This window comes from Kitasatospora sp. NPDC032150, assembly GCF_055579945.1.
In genome coordinates, this window is sequence record NZ_JBVIMH010000001.1 from 216,919 (window position 1) to 241,494 (window position 24,576).

Annotated in this window: 22 protein-coding genes and 2 riboswitches; of the genes, 13 read left to right on the forward strand and 9 right to left on the reverse strand. The window is 71.7% G+C overall.

The window, feature by feature from the left end; translation table 11 throughout:
* Positions 1 to 2 precede the first annotated feature (2 nt).
* From ACZ5ON_RS00945 to ctaE, 5 genes are all read right to left on the reverse strand, one after another.
* A complete protein-coding gene (locus tag ACZ5ON_RS00945; protein ID WP_465583058.1) occupies positions 3 to 371 on the reverse strand; it encodes a GntR family transcriptional regulator in 369 nt (122 codons plus the stop codon).
* Between the two features lie 346 nt (positions 372 to 717).
* Positions 718 to 2,379, reverse strand: a complete 1,662-nt coding sequence (qcrB, locus tag ACZ5ON_RS00950) for a cytochrome bc1 complex cytochrome b subunit (protein ID WP_465583061.1) — start codon at positions 2,377 to 2,379, stop codon at positions 718 to 720.
* A complete protein-coding gene (qcrA, locus tag ACZ5ON_RS00955; protein WP_465583064.1) occupies positions 2,376 to 3,443 on the reverse strand; it encodes a cytochrome bc1 complex Rieske iron-sulfur subunit in 1,068 nt (355 codons plus the stop codon). The genes qcrB and qcrA overlap by 4 nt, the downstream gene beginning before the upstream one ends.
* The gene (gene qcrC / locus ACZ5ON_RS00960; protein WP_465583069.1) at positions 3,440 to 4,249 is read right to left on the reverse strand and encodes a cytochrome bc1 complex diheme cytochrome c subunit; all 810 of its coding nucleotides are present in this window, start codon (positions 4,247 to 4,249) and stop codon (positions 3,440 to 3,442) included. Before qcrC ends, qcrA begins: the two co-directional genes overlap by 4 nt.
* Positions 4,250 to 4,411: 162 nt before the next feature.
* The gene (gene ctaE / locus ACZ5ON_RS00965) at positions 4,412 to 5,032 is read right to left on the reverse strand and encodes an aa3-type cytochrome oxidase subunit III (RefSeq protein WP_344634129.1); all 621 of its coding nucleotides are present in this window, start codon (positions 5,030 to 5,032) and stop codon (positions 4,412 to 4,414) included.
* A 445-nt stretch (positions 5,033 to 5,477) separates the two neighbouring features.
* On the opposite strand from ctaE, the gene ACZ5ON_RS00970 reads away from it, so the two are divergent.
* From ACZ5ON_RS00970 to ACZ5ON_RS00980, 3 genes are all read left to right on the forward strand, one after another.
* Positions 5,478 to 5,903 (forward strand): hypothetical protein, encoded by a 426-nt coding sequence (locus ACZ5ON_RS00970; protein WP_465583073.1) that lies wholly within the window; start codon positions 5,478 to 5,480, stop codon positions 5,901 to 5,903.
* A 121-nt stretch (positions 5,904 to 6,024) separates the two neighbouring features.
* A complete protein-coding gene (gene trpD / locus ACZ5ON_RS00975) occupies positions 6,025 to 7,101 on the forward strand; it encodes an anthranilate phosphoribosyltransferase (protein WP_465583076.1) in 1,077 nt (358 codons plus the stop codon).
* 235 nt (positions 7,102 to 7,336) lie between these two features.
* A riboswitch (SAM riboswitch) is annotated at positions 7,337 to 7,454 on the forward strand.
* A 51-nt stretch (positions 7,455 to 7,505) separates the two neighbouring features.
* Entirely contained in the window at positions 7,506 to 8,912 is a 1,407-nt protein-coding gene (locus ACZ5ON_RS00980) for an aminotransferase class V-fold PLP-dependent enzyme (RefSeq protein ID WP_465583080.1), read from the forward strand.
* 15 nt (positions 8,913 to 8,927) lie between these two features.
* On the opposite strand, the gene ACZ5ON_RS00985 is transcribed toward ACZ5ON_RS00980, so the two are convergent.
* Together ACZ5ON_RS00985 and ACZ5ON_RS00990 are read right to left on the reverse strand one after the other, a co-directional pair.
* Positions 8,928 to 9,209: an Lrp/AsnC family transcriptional regulator gene (locus tag ACZ5ON_RS00985; protein ID WP_344634125.1), complete on the reverse strand. Its 282-nt coding sequence runs from the start codon at positions 9,207 to 9,209 to the stop codon at positions 8,928 to 8,930.
* Entirely contained in the window at positions 9,206 to 10,015 is an 810-nt protein-coding gene (locus tag ACZ5ON_RS00990) for a rhomboid family intramembrane serine protease (protein ID WP_465583085.1), read from the reverse strand. Before ACZ5ON_RS00990 ends, ACZ5ON_RS00985 begins: the two co-directional genes overlap by 4 nt.
* 203 nt (positions 10,016 to 10,218) lie before the next feature.
* Between ACZ5ON_RS00990 and ACZ5ON_RS00995 the strand changes: the two genes are divergently transcribed.
* The 6 genes from ACZ5ON_RS00995 to ACZ5ON_RS01020 all read left to right on the forward strand — a co-directional run bounded on the left by ACZ5ON_RS00995 (position 10,219) and on the right by ACZ5ON_RS01020 (position 17,597).
* Complete coding sequence (locus ACZ5ON_RS00995) at positions 10,219 to 10,470, forward strand: hypothetical protein (protein ID WP_465583087.1); 252 nt, start codon at positions 10,219 to 10,221, stop codon at positions 10,468 to 10,470.
* A gap of 339 nt (positions 10,471 to 10,809) precedes the next feature.
* Positions 10,810 to 12,219, forward strand: coding sequence for an NYN domain-containing protein (locus ACZ5ON_RS01000; RefSeq protein WP_465583926.1), 1,410 nt, complete (start codon positions 10,810 to 10,812; stop codon positions 12,217 to 12,219).
* A gap of 224 nt (positions 12,220 to 12,443) precedes the next feature.
* The gene (locus tag ACZ5ON_RS01005; RefSeq protein ID WP_465583090.1) at positions 12,444 to 13,472 is read left to right on the forward strand and encodes a C40 family peptidase; all 1,029 of its coding nucleotides are present in this window, start codon (positions 12,444 to 12,446) and stop codon (positions 13,470 to 13,472) included.
* A 305-nt stretch (positions 13,473 to 13,777) separates the two neighbouring features.
* Positions 13,778 to 13,940: riboswitch (cyclic di-AMP (ydaO/yuaA leader) on the forward strand.
* Between the two features lie 10 nt (positions 13,941 to 13,950).
* Complete coding sequence (locus tag ACZ5ON_RS01010; RefSeq protein WP_465583093.1) at positions 13,951 to 15,054, forward strand: C40 family peptidase; 1,104 nt, start codon at positions 13,951 to 13,953, stop codon at positions 15,052 to 15,054.
* A gap of 192 nt (positions 15,055 to 15,246) precedes the next feature.
* Positions 15,247 to 16,311: a C40 family peptidase gene (locus ACZ5ON_RS01015; protein ID WP_465583097.1), complete on the forward strand. Its 1,065-nt coding sequence runs from the start codon at positions 15,247 to 15,249 to the stop codon at positions 16,309 to 16,311.
* Between the two features lie 59 nt (positions 16,312 to 16,370).
* The gene (locus ACZ5ON_RS01020; protein ID WP_465583102.1) at positions 16,371 to 17,597 is read left to right on the forward strand and encodes a hypothetical protein; all 1,227 of its coding nucleotides are present in this window, start codon (positions 16,371 to 16,373) and stop codon (positions 17,595 to 17,597) included.
* A 74-nt stretch (positions 17,598 to 17,671) separates the two neighbouring features.
* Here ACZ5ON_RS01020 and ACZ5ON_RS01025 read toward each other — a convergent pair whose 3' ends face one another.
* On the reverse strand, positions 17,672 to 18,982 hold the full coding sequence (locus ACZ5ON_RS01025; protein WP_465583930.1) for a glycosyltransferase 87 family protein: 1,311 nt from the start codon (positions 18,980 to 18,982) through the stop codon (positions 17,672 to 17,674).
* A gap of 232 nt (positions 18,983 to 19,214) precedes the next feature.
* On the opposite strand from ACZ5ON_RS01025, the gene ACZ5ON_RS01030 reads away from it, so the two are divergent.
* Positions 19,215 to 20,351, forward strand: coding sequence for a glycosyltransferase family 4 protein (locus ACZ5ON_RS01030; protein ID WP_465583105.1), 1,137 nt, complete (start codon positions 19,215 to 19,217; stop codon positions 20,349 to 20,351).
* A gap of 146 nt (positions 20,352 to 20,497) precedes the next feature.
* Here the strand turns inward: ACZ5ON_RS01030 and ACZ5ON_RS01035 are convergent, their stop codons facing one another.
* Positions 20,498 to 22,291: an AMP-dependent synthetase/ligase gene (locus ACZ5ON_RS01035; RefSeq protein ID WP_465583112.1), complete on the reverse strand. Its 1,794-nt coding sequence runs from the start codon at positions 22,289 to 22,291 to the stop codon at positions 20,498 to 20,500.
* A 300-nt stretch (positions 22,292 to 22,591) separates the two neighbouring features.
* On the opposite strand from ACZ5ON_RS01035, the gene ACZ5ON_RS01040 reads away from it, so the two are divergent.
* The 3 genes from ACZ5ON_RS01040 to ACZ5ON_RS01050 are packed head-to-tail and all read left to right on the forward strand — an operon-like array spanning position 22,592 to position 24,534.
* A complete protein-coding gene (locus ACZ5ON_RS01040; RefSeq protein WP_465583115.1) occupies positions 22,592 to 23,023 on the forward strand; it encodes an SRPBCC family protein in 432 nt (143 codons plus the stop codon).
* Positions 23,024 to 23,033: 10 nt separating this feature from the next.
* Positions 23,034 to 24,209, forward strand: a complete 1,176-nt coding sequence (locus ACZ5ON_RS01045) for an ArsA family ATPase (RefSeq protein WP_465583118.1) — start codon at positions 23,034 to 23,036, stop codon at positions 24,207 to 24,209.
* Positions 24,210 to 24,258: 49 nt separating this feature from the next.
* Entirely contained in the window at positions 24,259 to 24,534 is a 276-nt protein-coding gene (locus tag ACZ5ON_RS01050; RefSeq protein ID WP_465583122.1) for a DUF5304 family protein, read from the forward strand.
* The last annotated feature ends 42 nt before the right edge of the window (positions 24,535 to 24,576 follow it).

Genomic DNA, 24,576 nt, shown 5'->3' on the forward strand with positions numbered 1-24,576 from the left:
GCTCAGGAGCCGTACGCCAGCCGGAGAGCGTCCCGTACCGCGCTCATCGCCTCGTCCCTGGAGAGACCGAGGCGGTGGGCGCGGTCGGCGTACTCGGCGGCGGCGGTGGCGGCCAGCCGGTGCGAGGTGTCGCCGACGGCGGCGATCAGGGTGCCGCGCCGGCCGTGCGTCTCGACCACGCGGTCCGCCTCCAGCTCCCGGTACGCGCGGGCGACGGTGTTGGCGGCCAGGCCGAGCTGTTCGGCCAGCGCCCGGACGGTCGGCAGCCTGAGACCGGCCGGCAGCGCGCCGCTGCGGGCCTGCTCCGCGATCTGCGCGCGGACCTGCTCGTACGGGGGAGTGGCGGATGAGTGGTCGATGCTCAGCTGCACTGATGGGCTCCTGACGGGTCGTTGGACCCCATTGTGCCCGAGTGATCGGTTAGGCCCGGCCGCCGTGGCCGGGACGCCGCCCCGGCCACGAGGCACCGGGTGGACATCCGGACGGCGACCGACGGCTGTTCGCGCGGTTCCCCGCGCCCCGGACTGTGCGCCCCGGACTGTGCGACGCGGGCCGTCGGGATCGGCCCGGCAAGGGGGCCTTCCGCTCCACACCGGACACCGGGGCGCTCCGGCGGCCCGGGCCAGCAGCCGGCCGGCGAGAACGGCCGAGGGCCCCTGCCCGGCGGCTGCCGGGCAGGGGCCCTCAGGTGGCGATCAGCGGCGTTGCCGCGCGGGATCAGTGGTGGCCGTGGCCGCTGGTGATCTCGCGGTGCTCCTCCGCCGTCGGCTTGGGGATCTGGCCACCCTCGCCGAAGTAGCCCTGGGAGAGCTTGGCGCGGGTCTTCTCCAGACGGCCGACCTTGCGCTTGACGCCGTTCTCGTCGACCTGGGCCGGGATCGGCAGTGGCTCGTACTGCTCGTGGGCGACGTGCTTGTACAGCTCGGCCTGCGGCAGCTGGGCGTGGACCTCGATGAACTCACCGTGCGGCAGGCGCTTGATGACGCCGGTCTCGCGACCGTGCAGCACCTTCTCCTTGTCGCGGCGCTGCAGACCGAGGCACCAGCGCTTGGTGATGAAGAAGACCACGACCGGCACCACGAAGAAGCCGACCCGGACGAAGTACGTGATCGAGTTGAGCGACAGGTGGAAGTGCGTGGCGAACAGATCGTTGCCACCACCGATCAGCAGGACCAGGTAGACGCTGATCCAGGCCGCACCGAGCGCGGTACGGACCGGGGCGTTGCGCGGGCGGTCCAGGATGTGGTGCTCGCGCTTGTCGCCGGTGACCCAGCCCTCGATGAACGGGTAGACCGCGATGGCGACCAGGACCAGCGGGAAGATCATCAGCGGCACGAAGACACCCAGGTTCAGGGTGTGGCCCCAGGCCCGGACCTCCCAGCCCGGCATGACACGGATCAGACCCTCGGAGAAGCCCATGTACCAGTCCGGCTGGGCGTCGGTCGACACCTGGTCGGGGCGGTACGGACCGTACGCCCAGATCGGGTTGATCATCGCGATCGCGGAGATCGCGGCGATGATGCCGAAGACCAGGAAGAAGAAGCCACCGGCCTTGGCCATGTAGACCGGCATCAGCGGCATGCCGACGACGTTCTTCTCGGTCTTGCCCGGGCCCGCCCACTGGGTGTGCTTGTGGTAGAAGACCAGGATCAGGTGCGCCACCAGCAGGCCCAGCATGATGCCCGGGATGAGCAGCACGTGGATGGTGAAGAAGCGCGGGATGATGTCGGTGCCGGGGAACTCGCCGCCGTACAGGAACATCTGGATGTAGGTACCCACCAGCGGGACGGCGAGGATCGCGCCTTCCATGAAGCGGATACCGGTACCGGACAGCAGGTCGTCGGGCAGCGAGTAGCCGAAGAAGCCGTCGAACATGCCGAGGACCAGCAGCAGGAAGCCGAAGACCCAGTTGATCTCGCGCGGCTTGCGGAACGCGCCGGTGAAGAAGACGCGCATCATGTGCACGAGCATGCCGGCGACGAACACCAGCGCGGCCCAGTGGTGGATCTGACGGATCAGCAGACCACCGCGGACCTCGAAGCTGATGTTCATGGTCGAGGCGTAGGCCTCGGACATCTTGATGCCGTCGAGCGGGGCGTACGGGCCGTGGTAGACGACCTCGGCCATGCTCGGCTTGAAGAACAGCGTCAGGTACACACCCGTGAGGATGATGATCACGAAGCTGTAGAGGCAGATCTCACCGAGCATGAAGGACCAGTGGTCCGGGAAGATCTTGCGCAGGTTGGCCTTGGCGAGGGAGTAGATCCCCAGCCGTCCGTCCGTCCAGTCAGCTGCCGCTTCCCACTTGTTGGCGGGGTTGGCACGCGTGCTGCCACTGCTGGGCTTTGCGTCGGTGCTGACGCTGCTCGCGGAACTCATGAGCGCTCCCAGAAGCTCGGGCCGACGGGCTTGCTGAAGTCGCCGGTGGCGACCAGGAAGCCCTTCTCGTCAGTGGTGATCTTCAGCTGCGGCAGCGGGTGGCCGGCCGGGCCGAAGATCACGCGCGCACCGTCCGCCAGGTCGAAGGTCGACTGGTGGCAGGGGCAGAGCGCGTGGTGGGTCTGCTGCTCGTACAGGCTGATCGGGCAGCCGACGTGGGTGCAGATCTTGGAGTAGGCGAGTACGCCCTCGAAGCCGAGCTCGCGGGACTTGGCGTCCTTGATGTCCTCCGGAGCGATCCGGACGATCATCAGGGCGTCCTTGGCGATGCGCTGCTGGAAGTCCTCGTCGGACTCCTCCAGGCCCTCCGGCTTGGCGAAGGTCAGCGAGCCGACGACGATGTCCTCGGCCTTCATCGGCTGGTTGGTGTTCATGTTGATCAGCTGGATCGGCTTGGCCGGTGTGGCCTCGTTCCAGTTGGTGTGGTCCAGCTTCTTCTCGGGCAGCGGGCCGAGATCGCGCAGCAGGACGACGCCGGAGAGCGGCACCAGGGCCATCGAGCCGATGAGCGTGTTCCGCAGCAGCTTGCGGCGGCCGAAGCCGGACTCCGCGGCGCCGGTCTTGAACTGCTCGATGACGTCGTTGCGGACCTCGTCGTCGGCCTCGATCGCGTGGCGCTCGGCGGGCATCTCGACGTCCGACATCAGGGTGCGGGCCCAGTGGACCGCGCCCGCGCCGATGCAGAACAGAGCCACGCCCAGGGTCAGACCCAGCGCGAAGTTCAGCGCGCTGATGTGGCCCAGCGGGAAGACGTAGATGATCTTGTCGATCGGGAAGATCACGTACGAGGCGATGAAGCCGATCGTGGCCAGCATCGACACGATGAACATCAGCGAGACCTGGCGCTCGGCGCGCTTGGCGGCCCGCTCGTCGATGTCGGTACGACGGGGCTCGTGGGCCGGCAGGCCCGGGTCGGCGAACGGGTCGCCGTGCTCGGCCACCTCGTGGCCGTGGGAGGCGTCCTGCGCCTCCGGCAGCTTCTCTTCAGGAATGTCGTGGCTCATGACTTCTTGGCCTTGGTGGTGTGGGCGGCGACCCAGATCGCGACCGCGATGAGGGCGCCGAGACCGAAGATCCAGCCGAACAGACCCTCGGTCACCGGACCGAGGCTGCCCAGGGCGAGACCACCGGGGTTGGGCTCCTCATTGGTGGTGTGGCGGACGAAGGCCACGATCTGCTTCTTCTGCTCCTCCGGCATGGTGGTGTCGGGGAACGACGGCATGTTCTGCGGGCCGGTCTGCATGGCCTCGTAGATGTGCTTCGCGTCGACGCCCTCCAGCGAGGGGGCGTACTTACCCTTGGTCAGGGCGCCACCCTGGCCGGCGAAGTTGTGACACTGGGCGCAGTTGGTGCGGAACAGCTCGCCACCCTTGGCCACGTCCTTCGGGTCCGTGGACGAGTACTGGTCCTTGGTCGGGGCGACCGGGCCGGGGCCGAGCGAGGCCACGAAGGCGGCCAGCTGGTCGATCTCGGCCTGGCTGTAGACGACCTTCTTGCGCGGGACCTGGGCACCCGGCTGCTGCGCGGGCATGCGGCCGGTGCCGACCTGGAAGTCGACAGCGGCGGATCCGACGCCGACCAGGCTCGGGCCGTCGGAGGAGCCCTGGCCGTTCAGACCGTGGCAGGAGGAGCAGCCCACGGCGAAGAGCTTCTTGCCCTCATCGATCGCGAGCGACTGCGCCGAGGTGTCGGCCTGCGCCTTCTCGGCGGGGGCGAACGCGGCGTACAGCCCCCCGGTGGCCGCCAGGGCGAGAAGTAGGACGACCAGCGCCGCCAGTGGGTGGCGCCGTCGTGCGGAGAGCTTTTTCACGGAATAACCCCGGTGTCAGGATCTGGTCGTCGGCTGGTGGGCGTGCCCGGCGGCGCGGTCTGCTCTGGGCCGGCTTCGGGACGCGCGTTCAGGTCGGAGCGGCACGGCCCGCTGACGGGCGAGCGCTGTCTCCGACCGGCGGCCAGCGACCTGATCAGCTGGTTACTTGATCAGGTAGATGGTCGCGAACAGGCCGATCCACACGACGTCGACGAAGTGCCAGTAGTACGACACCACGATCGCGGCGGTGGCCTGCTCGTGCGTGAACCGCTTGGCTGCGTAGGTCCGTCCCAGGACCAGCAGGAAGGCGATCAGACCACCCGTCACATGCAGGCCGTGGAAGCCGGTGGTCAGGTAGAACACCGTGCCGTACGGGTCGGAGGACAGCGAGAGGCCGTCCTTCTTGACCAGTTCGGTGTACTCGAAGATCTGGCCGCCGATGAAGATCGCGCCCATCACGAAGGTGATGGTGAACCACGTGCGGAGCTTCTTCACGTCACCGCGCTCGGCCGCGAAAACGCCGAGCTGGCAGGTGAGGGAGGAGAGCACCAGGATCGTGGTGTTCACCGAGGAGAAGGGCACGTTGAGGGCGTGCGCCTTCTCGGTCCAGAACTCTGCGCCCTTGACCGAGCGGAGCGTGAAGTACATCGCGAACAGGGCCGCGAAGAACATCAGCTCCGAGCTCAGCCAGACGATGGTTCCGACGCTGACGAGGTTCGGCCTGTTGACCGCTCCGTGCGCGTGTCCGGTTTCTGTTGCTGTTGCTGTCGCCACGACGGACATTATGTCGGTCCCTTATTCCGTCTTCACGCCGGGGGTCTCCCTTCGGAGTGTCCGGTGCGTGCGGTATGCGCAGTTGGGCTCCGGCGGGGTGTTCGGTCGTGGGCCGAGTGCGGTGATGTCCGTTTTCTAATGGTTCTTCGGGCTGGTCGGAGCCGGTTCGGGGGCCGCCCGGCCGGTGACGGCACTCCTGTGCTCCGCGTGTCGCTACCGCGCGAGCCGGTCCGGCTGGGCTAGGGCCTCCACCGTCCGGGTGATGTGACGATATCGGGGTGACGGCCCGTCCTCCGGGTGGGTGAGGCCCGCGCGCGGTGCCTTGAGCGAGATCGCGCCAGGGGCTCACCCCGGGGGGTGGGCGGGAGTAGCATCCGGAAGTAGACGTGGTCCGGATCACACTGGACTCGTCGGAGCAGACGTTATAGAGGACGAGCCCCCGGGAGCAGGCCCCATGGCGCACACGACCGACGAGACGCTCACCGTTCTGGTCTACAGCGACGACCGCAACACCCGGGAGCAGGTGACTCTCGCGCTCGGTCGGCGGCCCGCCGCCGATCTGCCGGAACTGCGTCATCTGGAGTGCGCGACGGTGCCCGCGGTGCTGCGGGCGCTGGAGCGCGGCGGGATCGACCTCTGCATCCTGGACGGCGAGGCCGTCCCGGCCGGCGGGCTCGGGGTCGCCCGGCAGATCAAGGACGAGATCTACGGCTGCCCGCCCGTGCTGGTGCTGATCGGCCGGCCGCAGGACTCCTGGCTGGCGGCCTGGAGCCGGGCGGACGCCGCGATCTCGCAGCCCGTCGACCCGGTGGCACTCGCTAGGGCGGTCGCCGCACTGCTCCGGGCCCGGCTCGAGGCGCGGACGCCCACCCGCCACTGATCTCCGGGGCGGGGCGTCTCAGCGGGGCGTCTCGGTAGAAGAGAAGACAACGGCACGGGTGCCCGCCCGGTCGATAGGCTGGCTTCATTCCTTTCGGTGAACACGAGAGCTGGAGTCGGCCATGGTGAACGTGAACCCTGCGAACGGCGGTATCGACCCCGCGCAGGTGATCCGCACCTGGCCGGACCTCCTGAGCACCCTGTTGTCGGGCAGCGACCTCGCCCAGACGGACGCGGTCTGGGCGATGGACCGGATCATGAGCGGTGAGGCGACCCCGGTGCAGGTGGCAGGGTTCATGGTCGCGCTGCGGGCCAAGGGCGAGACGGTGGACGAGATCACCGGTCTGGTCGAGTCGATGTACGCGCACGCCGAGCCGCTGCACATCCCCGGGCCCGCGGTGGACATCGTCGGTACCGGCGGCGACCGGGCCAAGACCGTCAACATCTCCACCATGTCCGCGATCGTGGCGGCGGCCGCCGGCGCGAAGGTGGTCAAGCACGGCAACCGGGCGGCCTCCTCCGCCAGCGGTTCCTCCGACGTCCTGGAGCGGCTCGGCATCAGCCTCGACCTCAGCACCCGCCGGGTGGCCGAGGTGGCCGAGGAGGTCGGCCTGACGTTCTGCTTCGCCGCCAAGTTCCACCCGGCGATGCGGCACGCCGCCCCGGCCCGCCGCGACCTCGGGGTGCCGACCGCCTTCAACATCCTCGGGCCGCTCACCAACCCGGCCCGGGTCACCGCGCACGCGATCGGCTGCTTCGACACCCGCCTGGCCGGGCTGATCGCGGGAGTGCTGGCCCGGCGGGGCGCCCGCGCGCTGGTCTTCCGGGGTGACGACGGCCTGGACGAGCTGACCATCTCGACCACCTCGCACGTGTGGATCGTGAAGGACGGTCAGATCGTCGAGACCTCCTTCGACCCGCGCGAGGTCGGCATCGAGCCGGTCGGCATCGAGGCGCTGCGCGGTGCCGACGCCGAGTACAACGCCGGTGTCGCGCGCCGGGTGCTGGGCGGTGAGCGCGGTCCGGCACGGGACGCCGTCCTGCTCAACACCGCTGCCGCGCTGGTGGCGCTGGACCTGACGGACGCGCCGCTGGCCGACCAGCTGCGGGCCGGGATGGAGCGGGCGGCGGCTGCCATCGACTCGGGTGCCGCGCAGGACGTCCTCAAGCGGTGGGCCGAGGCGACGGCACGCGCGTAGCCCCGCCGGCTCCGAGGGGGAGGCGCGCGTCACGGGAGGTGGCGGGCCGCACCCGCATCCGGCGGGTGCGGCCCGCCGACCCGTCAGGTCCGGTGGTCCGGAAGGCCGGCCCGGCCGCAGCTCGGCGCGGTTTCGCGCGCGCCCGGGGCCTGCGCTTCTGCGGAGCCGGAGAGGGCCGTCCGGAGTGTGGGATGTCGTTTGACCGTCCTTCGGGGCTGGCCTAAAGTCCAGCGCAGGTCATGAGTGACAGCGTCAAGCCCCAGCTGGCTGTCCGGCAACCCTCCGTCCGTGGCGGGGTGCCCTGGGTGAGGACCGGGCTGCGTGGCGATCCGTCCGCGCGGCAAGCGCGGACGCCCGGTGTATCTGCATTCCCGGGGTCCCCGGCCCCAGAGGAGTGCGTTCCCATGTCCGCTCACCAGTCGCCCGCTGCCGCCCCTTCGACGGCAGGCACCCTTTCGGAGGGCTGTGCCCCGCTCGCCGTCCTCGGCCACGACGTCCAGGTCCCGCTGGTCAGCGGTGAGAAGGTCGGGTACGCCGCGCTGGACTACGCGGCCAGTGCCCCGGCGCTCCAGCGGGTCTGGGACGACGTCGCCGCCTACGCCCCGTACTACGGCAGTGTGCACCGCGGCGCCGGATACCTCTCGCAGCTGTCCACCGACCTGTTCGAACAGAGCCGCCGTACCGTCGCGGACTTCCTGGACCTGCGCGAGGGCGACCAGACGGTGTTCACCCGTTCCACCACCGACTCGCTCAACCTGCTGGCCGGGGTGGTTCCGGCGGGCACCCGGGTCTTCGCCTTCGAGACCGAGCACCACGCCTCGCTGCTGCCGTGGCGCCGCCACGGCCTGACGGTCGGCTACCTGCGCGCCCCGCGCTCGCACGCCGAGGCGGTCGCCGCGCTGGACGCCGCGCTCGCCGAGCACCCCGAAGGCCCGCGGCTGCTCTGTGTGACCGGTGCCTCGAACGTCACCGGGGAGCTGTGGCCGGTCGCCGAGCTGACCGAGGTCGCCCACCGGCACGGTGCCCGGGTCGTGCTGGACGCCGCGCAGCTGGCCCCGCACCACCGGGTCTCCGTCCGCGAGCTGGATGTCGACTGGATCGCCTTCTCCGGCCACAAGCTGTACGCCCCGTTCGGCGCGGGCGTGCTCGCCGGGCGCGGCGACTGGCTGGACGCGGCCGAGCCGTACCTGGCCGGCGGCGGCGCCAGCCGTACGGTGGCCCGGGAGGCGGACGGGTCGGTGGCCGTCGAGTGGCACCGGGGGCCCGCCCGGCACGAGGCGGGGTCGCCCAACGTGATCGGCGCCTACGCCATCGCCTCGGCCTGCCGGGCGCTGACCGAGGCCGGCTTCGACGCGCTGGAGGGCCGGGAGCAGCGACTGGTCGAGCGGCTCAAGGCCGGGTTGGCCGAGATCCCCGAGGTCAGGGTGCTCAGCCTGTTCGGTGCGGACTCCGCGCGGGTGGGGGTGCTCTCGTTCGTGGTGCGGGGCTGGAACAGCTCGCACTTCGCGGCGGTGCTCTCCGCCGAGTACGGGATCGGGGTGCGGGACGGTCTGTTCTGCGCGCACCCGCTGGTCCGTACGCTGCTCGGCGGTGAGGACGCGGCTCCCTCGGAGTGCGGCGCCCCCGAGCCGTCGCTGCCCGGCGAGCGCAGCCTGAACGCGATCCGGGTCAGCTTCGGCGCCGGGACGCCCGACGAGCACCTGGACCGCTTCCTGGTGGCCGTCCGCGAGCTGGTCACGGACGGCGCGCGGTGGACCTACCGGAGCGAGGGCGGGCGCTGCGTGGCGGACACCCGGCGCGAGCGGGCGTAGCGGGGCGGCGCCGGGTTACTCGTCGAGGCCCAGTGCGAAGGCGGCCTCCAGGTCGTGCTGGGAGTAGGTGCGGAAGGCGATCTGGGTCTGGGTGTCCAGCACTCCGGGGACCTTGTTGAGCTTGCCGGGGATCACCGCGGCCAGATCGTCGTGCCGCCGCACCCGCACCATCGCCACCAGGTTGTAGCCGCCGGTCACCGAGTACACCTCGCTGACGCCCTCGAGGGCGGCGATGGCCTCGGCGATCTCGGGGATCCGGTCGACGCTGGTCTTGATGAGAACGATCGCGGTGATCACTCGTCGGCTCCTGTCCGTGGGGAGGGGGCCAGCGTATCGGGGCGGGCCAGGGTCACTGCCCAGGTGGCCAGGTAGCCGGTGGCGAAGCCGATCACGTGCACCAGGTAGGCGACCTCGGTGCCACCCGTGTGCACCGACCACCACTGCAGCGCGAACCACAGTCCGAGCACCAGCCAGGCGGGGAACCGCAGCGGCAGGAAGAACAGCAGCGGCACCAGCGCGGTGACCCGGGCCCTCGGGTAGAGCCGCAGATAGGTGCCGAGTACTCCGGAGATCGCGCCCGAGGCACCGACCAGCGCGCGCACCGCCTCCGGTGAGTGCGCCTGGGCAGCCGCGTAGCCGTAGGTGGCCAGCGCACCGACGGCGAGGTAGCCGAGCAGGAAGCGGAACCGGCCGAAGCGCTCCTCGACGCCGGGGCCGAAGACGAAGAGGAAGAGCATGTTGCCGAGCAGGTGCAGCCATCCGGCGTGGACGAAGAAGGAGGTGAGCACCGAGAGGGCGGGGATCTTGCCCGGGGTGGGGGAGAGCAGGCAGCCGGGAACGGCCGGCGGCAGGGTGGCCAGCTGGGCGGCGGTCAGTGGGCGGTTGGCGACCAGTTCGGCGGGCACCGCGCCCCAGCGCTGCTCGTAGCGCTGCTCGGCGCAGATCCGGCTCGGGCCGGTGCCGTAGCCCGGACTGAGGCCGAGGCTGGGGCCGGCCAGCAGCAGCACCGCGCTGGCCGCGATCAGGGCGAGGGTGACCACCGGGGCTCTGGGGGGCGGGATGCCGTCCTGGGTGGCGAGGTGGTCGAGGACGGGAGTCGCCATGGAGACGAGCATTCCTCGGGTGGTCCCGGACGACACCGAGGTGTACTGCGTGTGGGCTAGCCGCCGGGCGAAGCCGGGGAGGTCCGTACCGGTGGCGGGCCGGGTAGGGGCAGGCAATAGGCTTGGGCCGCCGTACCGCACCAGCCACCGCAGCCGACCTGGGCGACAGCCGAGGGAGCTCACGAGAGATGAGGACCGCGCCGATGAGCATCGCCGCCCCCACTGCCGAGACCCGCTGGCGCTGCACCCTCTGCGGCAACCTGACCCGCTTCGACGTGACCCGCTCGGCGAAGGTCGTCGAGTACCTGCACTTCGACCTGGCGGGCGAGTCCAAGGTGGAGGAGACCGAGGTGCTGGCCGAGACCATCGAGTCGGTGCGCTGCCGCTGGTGCAACGCCGTGGACCAGGTCGAGCTGGTGGCCCGTCCCGGCGCCGAGGAGCAGAAGGACGCCTGACGCCGGACGGCCCGTCCCGGCATCGAGCGCCCTGTGCGCGGCCGGGCGGGGCCGCTGTCCCATGGGCCGGGGCCTGCCGCCCCCGGTGTGTGACGGGGTCCCGGGAGGGGCACGGTACACGGGACAATTGCAGAGAGCGGTGGGTTTGAGGGCCAGCGGCAAGGGGCCGTAGGGGACCCGCAGAGCAGGATCGGAGCCGAGGACGTGGTGGACACAGCGAGGGGGCCGGCCGAGCCGCAGGGGCGTGGGCCCGCTGTGGACCAGGCCGGCGCCGTCCCGGTGGCCGGTGCCGCTCCCGGTCCCGAGGCCGGGACGGCGGCGGTCGAGGTACCGGCGGCCCTGGCCGCCGAGGCCGCCGAGGCCGCTGCGGCCGAGACCGAGCGGACCGGACCTGCCGAGGCCGGGCCCGCTGGGGCCGAGCAGACCGAGCCCGCCGAGGCCGAGCAGCTGGACCGGCCGTTGCCCGAGGGGGTGCGCCGCCGGGTGGTCGGAATCGCCGCAGACGCACTGGGCGGACTGCCACAGGCCGATGTGCCCGGCTCGCTGCGCCAGTACGCGAGGTTCACCACGGCCCGGCGGGCCAAGTACGCGGGCACGGCACTGGCCGCCGCCCTGGAGTCCGAGCCGCTGTTCCGGCTCCGGATAGCGGACCGGCTTCGGCTGGGCCAGCCCGATCTGGTCAAGGCGCTGGAGGCCGGGAGCGTGCCCGGCGCCGCCGACCCGATGGATGTCGCCGCCGCCGCGTACCTGCTGCGGCCGGCGGGCTGGGCGAGGCTGGTGGCCGAGGCCGGGGAACAGGTGGAGCGGGCGGGCGCCGAGGGGGCCGCGGCGGAGGCCGCCCGGGTCGTGGAGAAGCTCCAGGAGGAGCTGGCCGAGGTACGGGCCCAGGGGCGGGCTGATCTGGACCGCCAGCGGGCCGACGCGGAGGGTGTCCGCAGGGAGGCGGAGTCGCTGCGCAAGCGGGTGCGCAGCCTGGAGAGCGACACCCGGCGGGCGCAGGCCGAGACGCGCAAGATGCAGCTGGAGCTGGATGCGGTCAGGGCCGCCGCCGCCGCCGAGCGCAGTGCGGCGGAGGGTGAGGCGCGGCGGCTGCGGCACCGGATCGCCGAGCTGGAGACGGCCGTTGAGGCCGGTCGCCGCTCGTCCAGGGAGGGGCGCAGCATCGAGGACATGCGGCTGCGGCTGCTGCTGGACACCGTGCTGCACTCGGCGCAGGGGTTGCAGCGCGAGCTGGCGCTGCCGGTCTCGCAGATCCGTCCGGCCGATCTGGTGGACGCGGTGGTGCCCGGCTCGGCCTCGCCCAACGACGTGGCCCGGCGCGGGCTGGCGGAGGACGACCCGGCGCTGCTGGACCAGTTGCTGGCGATCCCTCAGGTGCACCTGGTGGTGGACGGCTACAACGTCACCAAGACCGGCTACCCGACGCTGCCGCTGGAGCAACAGCGGATTCGGCTGCTCGGCGGGCTGGCGATGCTGGCGCAGCGGACCCAGGCGGAGGTCACCTGTGTGTTCGACGGGCAGGACCTCGACGTACCGGTGATAATGGCGCCCCCGCGCGGCGTCCGGGTGCGGTTCAGCCGGACCGGGGAGACGGCGGACGAGCTGATCCGGCGTCTGGTCCGGGCCGAGCCGAAGGGACGTCCGGTGGTGGTGGTCTCCGCCGACAAGGAGATCGCCGACGGGGTTCGGAAGGCGGGGGCGCGCCCGGTGTCGTCCGTGCTGCTGCTGAACCGGCTGTCCCGGTCCTGACCTGGGGGTCGGTCCTTCCGGCTGCCCGCAGGGTCCGGCGTTTACGACGCTCCGGACATTCCCGGCGATATGTGACGGACCGGTGAATTCCATGCGGGGACTGGAGGTTGGCACCGGCGAGGGAGTGGCGCGAATCCGTCATCTTCACTAGGGTCTGGCGTCAAACCTATTTTCCGGAATTCCGCCCGAACGGACGGAGCCAGCAGGAAGAAGGAGCCAGTCCTTTGGCCAGCCACCGCCGTCCCAAGCAGCCGAGCCGCGCGCGGGTGTCCGTGCTGACCGCTGCAGCTGCGACCGCGGTCGCCCTGTCGGCCAACGCGAGTGCCCACGCGGCGCCCGCCCAGCCGAGCAAGGACGAGGTCAAGGTCCAGATCGACCAGCTGAACACCGAGCAGGAGCAGGCGGCCGAGAAGTTCAACGGCGCCCAGGAGCGGGCCGACCAGCTGCGCAAGCAGGCCGACCAGCTCCAGGACCAGGTCGCGCGCGGTCAGGAGCAGCTGACGCAGCTGCAGACCAGCCTGTCGGCAGTGGCCGGTGACCAGTACCGCTCGGGCGGTATCGACCCGTCCGTGACCCTGATGCTCTCGTCCAACCCGGACGGCTACCTGGAGCAGGCGTCCAGCGCTCAGCAGATCAACCAGACCGAGGCCGACATCCTGAAGGCGCTGAAGGAGCAGCAGGCCCGCCTGGACCAGCAGAAGCAGGAGGCGGCGTCCGTCCTCGCCGAGCTGGACCGCAACACCCAGGAGCTGAACGACGCCAAGGCCCAGGTGCAGCAGAAGCTGCAGGACGCCAAGAACCTGCTGAACTCGCTCACCGCACAGGAGCGGGCCGCCGTCGAGGCGGCCGACCGTGCCTCGCGCGGCGACTCCCGGGCCGACCTCGGCTCGCTGCCGAGCGCGGGCGGCTACGCCGGCGTCGCGGTCAACGCGGCGCTGAGCAAGCGGGGTTCGGAGTACGTCTGGGGTGCCGAGGGTGCGACCACCTTCGACTGCTCGGGCCTGATGGTCTGGTCGTACGCGCAGGCGGGTGTCTCGCTGCCGCGCACCTCGCAGGAGCAGGCCTCGGTCGGTTCCCGGGTGCCCTCGCTGGACCAGGCACAGCCCGGCGACCTGGTCATCTACGGCAGCGACGCGCACCACGTCGGGATGTACATCGGCAACGGCATGGTGGTGCACGCCCCGCACACCGGTGACGTGGTGCGGACGATGAAGGCGGACGCGATGCTGATCCTCACCATCCGCAGGGTCTGACGACCGCTGCGAGTCCGGCTTCCCGGCCCGCCGAAACCGTCCTGTGATGCAGGGCACTTCGGCGGGCCGTTTTCGTGAAAGCATGTCAGCCGTCGGTATCCGAGTTGTCACGCACGGTCGGTTCACAAATGAACTTGGCGTTGACTCAGAATTTTTTCTGACAAGGATTTGAACGGATCACGGTTTCGTTACTAGGGTCGGGAGCTGAACCACCGTACAGTCGATCACCCAGCCAGGGTGGCGGCGGTGGTTACCGCCGAGTCCGAGAGGCAGCACGGGCAGTTCAACTGTCCACGGGGAAGCCCCTGTTGGGGGTGCTGCGGATCGGAGCCGGGGAACCACGTTCCTCGGGGTGAATCGGCGCCAGGCCGGCCGGCCGTCGGGGACGCGGGCCGGTGAGGCGTCGTAGGGCATGTCTTCCAGCCCGAACCCGTCAGCTCACCCGGTAGGCGGACGTAGGAAGAAGGAGTCCGCCTTCGTGGCGTCCCATCGTCGTCCCAAGCCTGCAAGCCGTGTCCGCGTGTCGATCATGACGGCGACAGCCGCGACCGCGGTGGCCATCTCCTCCCAGGTCGGTGCGCACGCCGACCCGAAGCCGACCCTGGACGAGGTCAAGACCCAGGTCGACCAGCTCAACGACCAGGCCGAGGTCGCCAGCGAGAAGTACGACGCGGCCAACGAGAAGCAGCAGGAACTGCAGAAGCAGGTCAACGACCTGCAGGACCAGGTGGCCCGCCAACAGGCGCAGGTGAGCACCGTGCAGTCCGGGCTGGCCGAGGTCGCGGCCGAGCAGTACCGCAACGGCGGCATATCCCCGACCGTGCAGCTGATGCTCTCCAGCTCGCCGGACTCCTTCCTCTCCCGGGCCGACTCGGTCCAGCAGATCGGCCTCTCGCAGGCCGACGCGCTCAAGACGCTCAAGGCCGACCAGGCGAAGCTGGACCAGCAGAAGGCCGAGGCCCAGCAGAAACTGGGCGAGCTGGACGCCACCACCCAGGACCTCAAGGCCCAGAAGGATGACGTCCAGGCGAAGCTGGCGAAGGCCCGGGAGCTGCTCGACTCGCTGACCCAGCAGCAGCGGGAGCAGTTGGCCCAGGCCCAGGCCGCCGCGGACGCCGCCGCCCGTGCCTCCCGCGACCAGAACCGCACCGACCTCGGCGGCGGCAGCGGTGGCGGCGGTACCGGCACCGGCGGTGGCGGTGGCAGCACGGTCCACGTGCCGGCGTCGGGCTCGTACGCCGCCCGCGCGCTCGCCTACGCCGAGAGCCAGATCGGCAAGCCCTACCAGTGGGGTTCCGAGGGTCCGGACTCCTTCGACTGCTCGGGTCTGATGGAGTGGGCCTACGCGCAGGCCGGCGTCTCGATCCCGCGCACCTCGCAGGAGCAGGCGTCGGCCGGCACCAACATCGGTACCGACATCTCCAGGGCCCAGCCCGGTGACCTGGTCATCTTCTACAGCGACATGCACCACGTCGGCATGTACGCGGGTGGCGGCCAGGTCGTCCACGCTCCGCGTACCGGCGAGAACGTCAAGTACATGCCGGCCACCGTTCTGCCGATCGCGGCCATCATCCGCGTCTGACCTCTTCGCGCTCCCGTCCGCAGGCCCGGCCCCGTCTCCAAGGGGCCGGGCCTGCGGCCTTCCCGGGCTAGTCGAGTAAATGTCCGATTAGTGGTCAAATATTCGGTGTTGCAAGGGTTTGGACTAGCTCCTCCGAAGTCGCTAACGTCTGCCCCCGGACGTTAGCCGAGGACGAATGGAGCAGCCGCCCCGATGTCGATGCACCGCCGTTCCCCCCTGCAGGGCACGCAGCGGCTGGCCCGCGCCTTGGCGCTCACGGCAGCGGCCACCACTGCACTCGGCATGACGCTCGGCGGCCCGGCCCAGGCGGCCCCGGGCGCACCGGGGGAGCCGCCGTCGAAGCAGGAGGTCAGGGCTCAGGTCGACCAGCTGTACGAGGAGGCCGATCGGGCGGCGGAGCGGTTCAACGCCGCCCAGGAGTACCAGAAGCGTCTGCAGAGCGAGGCCGACGGCCTGCAGGGCCAGGTCGCCGCCGCGCAGGACGAGCTGAACCGGCTGCGCGGCGATCTCAACGCGGTGGCCGCCGCCCAGTACCGGGCCGGCGGCATCGACCCGGCCGTCGCACTGATGCTGGACACCGATCCCGCCGGGTACCTCGCCCGGGCCCGCAGCCTCAACCAGGCCGCCGAGCGGCAGAGCGCCGCCGTCCGGCAGGTGATCGACCGGCAGCTCAGGCTCGACCAGCGCCGTGCCGAGACCACCGCCAAGCTCGCCGAGCTGGAGGAGGCCCGCCGTACCCTCGCGGAGAGCAAGCAGCAGATCCAGCAGCGGCTCGACCAGGCCCAGCGGCTGCTCAACACCCTCGGAGCGGCCGAGCGGGCCGGGATGGCCGTGGAGGACGCCAGGGAGGCGGAGCAGCGCGCCACCCGCGGCACCGACCGGCTCGACCTCGGCGACCTGCCCGCCTCCTCCGACCGCGCCGCCGCCGCGCTGGCCGCCGCCACCTCTCGGATCGGCACGCCCTACGTGTACGGATCGGCGGGCCCGAATGCCTTCGACTGCTCGGGTCTGATGTACTGGAGCTGGCGGCAGGCCGGAGTGACCTTGCCGCGCACCTCGCAGGCGCAGATGTACGCGGGGCGGCGAGTGAGCCTGAGCGAGGCACGACCGGGAGACCTGGTGATCTTTTTCAGGGACATGCACCACGTCGGCATGTACGCCGGCGGCGGGGTGGTCGTGCACGCGCCCCACCCGGGCGCCAGGGTCCGCTACGAGAGTGTGAACGCGATGCCGGTGGCCGGGGTGGTGCGGGTCTGAACACGGACCACGAACCGCTGGTCACCGACCTGCCCCGGCCGACCGGGGCAGGTCGGCCCTTGCTGTCCCGGCGCGGCGCGCTGCTGCTGGCGGCCGGCGGCCTCGTTCAGCTCTCCGGGGCCGGGGCGCGCTCGTCGGCCGGTACCGCCGAGGGGGTCGCCGCCGCGGGTCCGCCCGTCCGGCCGCGGATCGAGGCCCTGCTGTCCCGGCGGGCCAAGGCGCTGCTCGGTTCGGACTCGACCGGGCTGCTCGCGGACGTGGCCCCGGAGGCCAGGGATGCCCAGCAGGAGGTGCTGGCCCGCTGTCGCGACCTCCCGTTCGCCGACCTCTTCTACCGGATGACCGACTTCACCGAGCCCCGGGACGCCGACCGGATCACCGTGGCGGCCGATCTCGGCTACCGGCTGCGCGGTGTCGACGACCACCCGGCGCTGCTGGGCCGCACCCTGGAGCTCGTCCGCGGTGACGGCGGCTGGCTGCTGGCCAAGGACGAGCCGACCGGGGCCGCCGCGCTCTGGGACCTGGGCACCGTCCGGGTGGCGCGCGGCAGCCACTGCCTGGTGCTGGGCCTGCTGGGGAGCGCCGACCTGGCCAGGACCGCCGAGGTCGTGGACCAGGCGGTACCAGCGGTCGAGGAGGTCTGGGGCGACGGCTGGGCGGGGCGGCTGCTGGTCGAGACCCCGCAGAGCGAGGAGCAGTTCGCCCAGCTGCTGGGGGTCTCCGCCTCCGACTACCAGGGCATAGCCGCCGTCACCACCGCGGCCGCCGGTGCCCCGCACGGCACCGCCGCCGACCGGATACTGCTCAACCCGGACGCCTACGCCGGGCTCAGCGACCTGGGCCGCAGGGTCGTCACCACCCACGAGGCCACCCATGTCGCGACCCGGGCCGACACCAGGCCCTGGACTCCGCTCTGGCTCTCCGAGGGCGTGGCCGACTACACGGGTTACCGCGGCAGGGGCCGCAGCGCCCGACAGATCGCCCCGGAGCTCGCGGGCGACGTGTCGGCCGGCCGGCTGCCGAGCGCGCTGCCCCTGGACAAGGACTTCGCCGCCGGATCGTCCGGTATAGCCCAGGCCTACGAACTGGCCTGGCTGGCCTGCAACCTCATCGCCACGCGGTGGAGCGAGAAGCACCTGGTCTCGCTCTACCGGGCGGTAGGCGCGGCCGACCCGGCGAGGTCGCAGGGGCTCGACGGGCTGTTCCGTGCCCAACTCGGCGTCTCTCTCGACGAGTTCACCCGCCAGTGGATCGGCGAGGTGCGCCGGCTGCCGACGCGGCCGTAGCGGGGCCGCGGTCGGGAGCGCTCAGGCACGCGGCGGCGTCCACCACCCGCCGGAACCCGTCGCGAGAGCGGGCCCTACTTCCTGGCGGTCTCGGAGCCGAGGCCGTCCAGCAGGTCCTGCTCGTAGGCGATACCGGGACGGACCGGGTAGCCCGTCCGCTCCAGGGGCGGGAGTACGACGGTGCGCTCGGCGTCCGGGTCCCGGGTGGCGCGCCACAGGCGGCGGCAGGAGACCAGGGTGGCCGCCAGCAGCAGCCCGTTCCGTACGGTCAGCACCGCCACGCCCCACGGCTGGCTGTGGTGCACCTGGCCGAACAGGATCGGGAACTCCAGGGTGGTGAAGAGGGTGGCGACCAGGATCAGCACCGCGACCGGCTTCTGGCTGGTGCCGCGCACGGTCAGGCAGACCGCCGCCACGCCGATCAGCCAGACCAGGTACTGCGGGCTGATCACCCGGCTGGTCACGGTAAAGATCAGCAGTGCGGCGAGCGCCGCGTCGTACCCGGTGGCGGCCTGCCAGCGCTTGGCCCGCAGCCGCCACAGCAGCAGCCAGCCGAAGCCGAGCGCGGTGGCCGCCACCGACAGCTGGGAGATCAGCGGCACCCAGGGACCGAGCAGCTCCAGCGAGCCGTAGTTCATCGAGACCTGGCCCGGCCAGGCGCCCGCCAGCCGGGCGAAGTGCAGCGGCAGCGCGCCGAGGGACTCCACCTCGATGCCCCGGTCCCGCTGGAACTTCAGGAATTCGAAGGCGCCGTTCATCCCGGCCGCCAGCAGGAAGCACAGGGTGCTCAGGGTGGCCACCGCGGCCGTCCAGGAACGGCGGGTGCGGCGGCCGCGCGGGGTGCCTGCCAGCGCCAGCACCGGCCAGATCTTCACCAGGCCGCCGAAGCCCAGCAGGATGCCGCCGATGGCCGGCCGGCGCAGCAGCGCCAGGAGCCCGGCCACCGCGACGGCGGTCACCACGATGTCGTACCGGCAGTAGACCGTGGGCCCGAGCAGCGGAACACCCGCCACCCAGACCCAGGCGCCGGTGTAGCTGCGTCCCCGCCGGGTTCCGGCCCGCATCAGCAGGGCCATCACCAGCGCGTCCAGGACGCCGCAGACGACGAAGAAGGAGACCAGATAGGACCAGGGCAGCAGGCCGGGCAGCATGATCACCAGCGCCGCACCCGGCGGGTACTGCCAGGTCACGTCGTCCAGCGGGAAGGTGCCGGTCTGCAGGACCTCGTACCAGCCGTGGTAGATCACCGAGACGTCGGCGGTGACGTCGGTGCCGGAGATCCGCAGCACGCCGGACGCCATCAGCACGATCAGTACCCGGGTGACCACCCAGCCGCCCGCGAGGCCCCACAGTGCCCCGCCGGCCGGGCGGTCGGGGCGTGGCAGTGCGGTGCTGCCGGTGTTGCCGGTGACACCGGCCGGGACCAACTCCACTGCGCTCCCTCGTACGAATAACGGGCCGTGCGGCTGTGCCCGCGAGACCCCTCGTCCTTCCGGACCGGCACGGGAGGGAAACGGTTGCGGTGCCCGGCCGCGTTCCCGGTGAGCCGCGGTGTTGACCTATGGTACGGATCACCGAGCGGTACACCGAGCACCCCCCGACCGAGCGAGCCGTGGCATGCACAAGACCCTGATCGTCACCAATGACTTCCCGCCGCGGCCCGGCGGAATCCAGGCGTTCGTACACAACATGGCCGTGCGCCAGCCCGCCGGAAGCATCGTGGTGTACGCCTCCACGTGGCGTGACGGCAGCGAGGTCCGGCGGTTCGACGCGGAGCAGCCCTTTCCGGTGATCCGGGACCGGACGAAGATGATGGTGCCCACCCCCAGGGTCACCCGGCGGGCCGCCGAGATCCTGCGGGCCGAGGGGTGCGACTCGGTATGGTTCGGGGCCGCCGCGCCGCTCGGGCTGATGGCCCCGGCACTGCGTCGGGCGGGGGCCGGACGGCTGCTCGGCATGACCCACGGGCACGAGGCCGCCTGGGCCCAGCTGCCCGGTTCCCGGCAGTTGCTGCACCGGATCGGCGGGGGCACCGACACCCTCACCTACCTCGGCGAGTACACCCGCTCGCGGATCGCCGCCGCGGTCGGCCGGGCGGCCGCGAAGCGGATGGTGCAGCTGCCGCCCGGGGTGGACGAGCAGACCTTCCGGCCGGACTCCGGCGGCGCCGAGATCCGGGCCCGGCTGGGACTGAGCGACCGCCCGGTCGTCGTCTGCGTGTCGCGGCTGGTGCCGCGCAAGGGCCAGGACACCCTGATCGCCGCGATGCCGCAGATCCTGGCCTCGGTGCCGGACGCCGTGCTGCTGATCGTCGGCGGCGGCCCGTACCTGCCCGAGCTGCGCAAGCTGGCCGAGGCCAAGGGCGTGAGCGGCTCGGTGCGGTTCACCGGCGCGGTGCCGTGGGAGGAGCTGCCCGCGCACTACGGTGCCGGGGACGTCTTCGCCATGCCCTGCCGCACCCGCCGGGGCGGCCTGGACGTGGAGGGCCTGGGCATCGTCTACCTGGAGGCCTCGGCGACCGGGCTGCCGGTGGTCGCCGGCGACTCGGGCGGGGCGCCGGACGCCGTCCTGGAGGGTGAGACCGGGTACGTGGTGTCCGGGCGGTCCGCGGCGGCCGCGGCCGAGCGGATCGTGCGGCTGCTGCACGACGAGGAGCTGCGCCGGCGGATGGGGGAGGCCGGGCGGCGCTGGGTGGAACGCTCCTGGCGCTGGGACCTCCTCGCCGGGCGGCTCACCTCGCTGCTGGCCGCCTGAGCCGCCGGGCCGGGGAGGGCCCCTCGCTCCCGGAGGGATCCCTCGGGAGCGAGGGGCATGCCCCTGTCTGCTCAGCCGAGTGCCCTTGAACGAGGCGCGGGCGCCCGGGGTGCTGCCAACCTCCCCGCCGCCCCGGGGGCGCTCTCTCAGCGCTGGTAGAGGGCCTCGACGTCGGCGGCGAAGTCCTTGAGGACGACGTTGCGCTTCAGCTTGAGCGAGGGGGTCAGGTAGCCGCTGGCCTCGGAGAAGACGGTGTCGAGGATGCGGAACTTCTTCACGGCCTCGGCGTGCGAGACGGCCAGGTTGCCGTCGTCCACGGCAGACTGGACGGCCGCCAGCAGGTCGGGGTCCTCGCGGAGCTCGGCGAGGGTGGCCTCGGCGGGCTTGCCGTTGAGCTCCTTCCACTTGGGGAAGAAGTCCTCGTCGATGGTGATCAGACAGGAGATGAAGGGCTTGCGGTCGCCGACCACCATCACCTCGCCGATCAGGGCGTGGGCGCGGATCCGGTCCTCGATCACGGCGGGGGCGACGTTCTTGCCGCCCGCGGTGACGATGATCTCCTTCTTCCGGCCGGTGATGGTGAGGTAGCCCTCGTCGTCCAGGGAACCGAGGTCGCCGGTGGCGAACCAGCCCTCGCGCAGGGCCTCGGCGGTGGCGGCCGGGTTGTTCCAGTAGCCGGTGAACACCTGCGGGCCCTTGAGCAGCACCTCGCCGTCCTCGGCGATCCTGACCGAGGAACCGGGCAGCGGCTGGCCGACCGTACCGATCTTCGGCTTGTCGTGCGGGTTGAAGGCGGTGGCCGCGCAGGTCTCGGTCAGGCCGTAGCCCTCCAGGACGGTGAAGCCGATGCCCCGGTAGAAGTGGCCGAGCCGCTCGCCGAGCGGGGCGCCGCCGGAGATGGCGTGGGTGGCCCGGCCGCCGAGCGCGGCGCGCAGCTTGCTGTAGACCAGCTTGTCGAAGAGCGCGTGCTTGAGTCTGAGGATCAGGCCCGGGCCGCCCTGGTCCAGCGCCCGGCTGTAGGCGATGGCGGTGTCGGCGGCCTGGTCGAAGATCTTGCCCTTGCCCTCGGCCTGTGCCTTGGTCCGCGCGGTGTTGTACACCTTCTCGAAGACCCGGGGCACGCCCAGGATCAGGGTCGGGCGGAAGGAGGCCAGCTCGCCCGTGACGTCCCTGATGTCGGAGACGTGGCCCAGCTTGATCGGCGCGATGGCGGCGGCGATCTCGGCGATCCGGCCCAGCACGTGCGCCAGCGGGAGGAAGAGCAGGACCGAGCCGTCGCCGGTCCGGAAGAGCGGCGTCAGACGGGCCGTCACATTGCCCAGCTCGGCGAGGAAGTTGGCGTGCGTCAGCTGGCAGCCCTTGGGGCGCCCGGTGGTGCCCGAGGTGTAGACGATGGTGGCGATCGAGTCGGCGTCCGCGAGGGAGCGGCGCTCGGTGACGGTGTCGTCGTCGACCCCGGCACCGGCCTCGGCGAGGGCGGCGATGGCGCCCGTCTCGATCTGCCAGGTGTGCTTCAGCTCCGGCAGCCGTTCGCGGATGCCGTCCACCACGGCCGCGTGGCTGTCGGTCTCGGTGATCACGGCGACCGCCCCGGAGTCGCCGAGGATCCACTCCACCTGCTCGGCGGAGGAGGTCTCGTAGACCGGCACGGTGATCGCGCCCGAGGTCCAGATCGCGAAGTCCAGCAGCGTCCACTCGTACCGGGTGCGGGACATGACGGCGACCCGGTCGCCCGGCTGCACGCCGGAGGCGATCAGGCCCTTGGCGGTGCTGTGCACTTCGGCGAGGAACTGCACGGCCGTCAGATCGGCCCACCGGCCCTCGACCTTACGGCTGATCACTGCCACGCCCGGGTGCCGCTCGGCGTTCTGGTGGACGAGGTCGGCGAGATTACCGGTACTCGGTACCTGGTATAGGGCCGGAAGGCTGAACTCGAGCAAGACTGCTCCTCGTCTGCGACGCTGCGGGACGGCAGGACGTTACTGCCCGGTATATGGATTCGACCAGGGGTGTCGGTCCGGTTGTTCCGAGAGTCACACCGTTCGGCCAGGTCTGGCGGGATCCGCTTCGCTGCCGCGGGCGAACCGGGAGGTTTCGACACGCACCATACGACAGCGTCGATGTGACCCGCCGGTAGCCGGGATCCGTGCGGTCGGCCGGAGCCCCGCGGCGCAGGAGCGCCGGTACGGCGCGATAACCTGCCCTGGGCGCAAATCGGAAGAGACGCGGAGGACCGTTCCATGGCGGAACACACCAGGTCGAGCATCACCATCGCCGCGACCCCGGCCGAGGTGATGGCCGTGATCGCGGACTTCGCCGCGTACCCGGCGTGGACCGGAGAGGTCAAGGAGATCGAGGTCCTGGAGAGCGCCGGGGGCGGCCGCGCCACCCAGGTCCGTCTGCTGCTCGACGCCGGGGCGATCCGCGACGAGCACGTCCTCGCCTACACCTGGGACGACGACCGCGAGGTGTCCTGGACGCTGGTCAAGAGCCAGATGCTGCGCGCCCTGGACGGCTCCTACACCCTGGTTCCGGTCAGGGGTGGCACCGAGGTCACCTACCAGCTCGCCGTGGACGTCAAGATCCCGATGCTCGGCATGATCAAGCGCAAGGCGGAGAAGGTCATCATCGACCGGGCGCTCGCCGGGTTGAAGAAGCGCGTCGAGGGCTGAGGCGGCGGCGGTGCGGACGATCCTGGTCAGCGGAGACGGCTCGGCACTGATCGCCGCGGCCACCGCCCTGCACGCCGCCGGCCAGGGCCGGCGCACCCTGCTGCTCGCCGCCGACGACCCGCACCGCACCCTGGACGCCGCCCTCGGCGTCCGGCTCACCGGGCTGCCCACCCCGTACGCCGAGCACCTCACCGTCGCCCGGGTCGACGAGCAGGAGACCTTCCGGGCCGCGCTGGACGGCTTCGGCGGCCGCCTCGGCCCCGCGCTCGACCTGATCGGCGCCGCCCCGCTCGACCCCGAGGAGCTCACCCCGCTCCCGGGTACCGGCCGGCTCGCCCTGCTGCGCGCACTGCGCACCGCCGACGCCGAGGTGCTGGTGGTCGCCGCCCCCGCCCCGGCGGAGCTGATCGCCACCCTGGCGCTGCCCGAACAACTCGCCCGCTATCTCGACCGGCTGCTGCCCGAGCAGCGCCAGGCCGCCCGCGCGCTGCGCCCGCTGCTGGCGGCCGTCGCCGGGGTGCCGATGCCCGCCGACTGGCTCTTCGAGGCCCGGGCCAAGGCCGCCGCCGTGCTCGCCGAGGCCCGTGCCGCGGTCGAGCACCCGGGCACCTCCGTCCGCCTGGTGGTGGACGCCGGCCACCACAGCCTCGACGAACTGCGCCGGATCCGGGCCGGGTTCGCGCTGTACGGCCAGCGCCTGGACGCCGTGGTCGCCCACCGCGCGCTGCCCGCCGCCGCGTTGGAGTCCACCGACCCCTGGCTTGCCGCCCAGGCCGCCCGTGAGCGCGACCGGCTCGCCGAACTGGCCGGGGAACTCGGCGACTTGCCGCTGCTGGTGGGCCGCCGGCCCGAGCCCACCCTGGAGGGGGTGGCCGCGCAGTTGTACGGCGAGCGGGAGTTGGTCCCGTACGACACCTCCTGGCAGGTCGTGGACCGGCTGGCCGAGGAGGGCCAGCTGGTCTGGCGTCTCGTGCTGCCCGGCGCCGACCGCTCCGAGCTGGAACTCGTCCGTCGTGGTGACGAGTTGGTGATCGGTCTGGGCGGCTACCGGCGGATCCTGCGGCTGCCCTCCGCGCTGCGCCGCTGCACCGTGCAGGGCGCCGGAATGGCCGAGGGCGTGCTCTCGATCCGCTTCGCGCCGGACCCGGCGCTCTGGCCGACCGGCTGGCCCCAGGGCATCGGGTAGCGTCTCGGGCACGGCGGCCGAGGTGGCCGCCCCAGCAGAGAGGCGCCCGATGGCCGAGGAGAAGACCGACCAGCCCTTCACCGGTGAGTTCGGCCCGCTGGTCGAGGAGGTCCGCCGGTTCGCCGTCGCGGTGGGGGAGAAGGCCCAGGAGGTCGGCAGCCGGCTGCGGGAGCAGCACCCCGAGGTGTGCGGACACCTGGCCGCCGCGGGCGGCGAACTGCTCGCCGCTTACCGGGCCGCCGTCTCGGGCCATGAGCGCCGCTGGTCCGCCCCCGGGCAGCCGGACTCGGAGCGCATCGATCTCGACGGCCCATTGGACAATTAGTGAAAACACGGGTCATACCCGGTGATGGCTCGGCTTCACAAC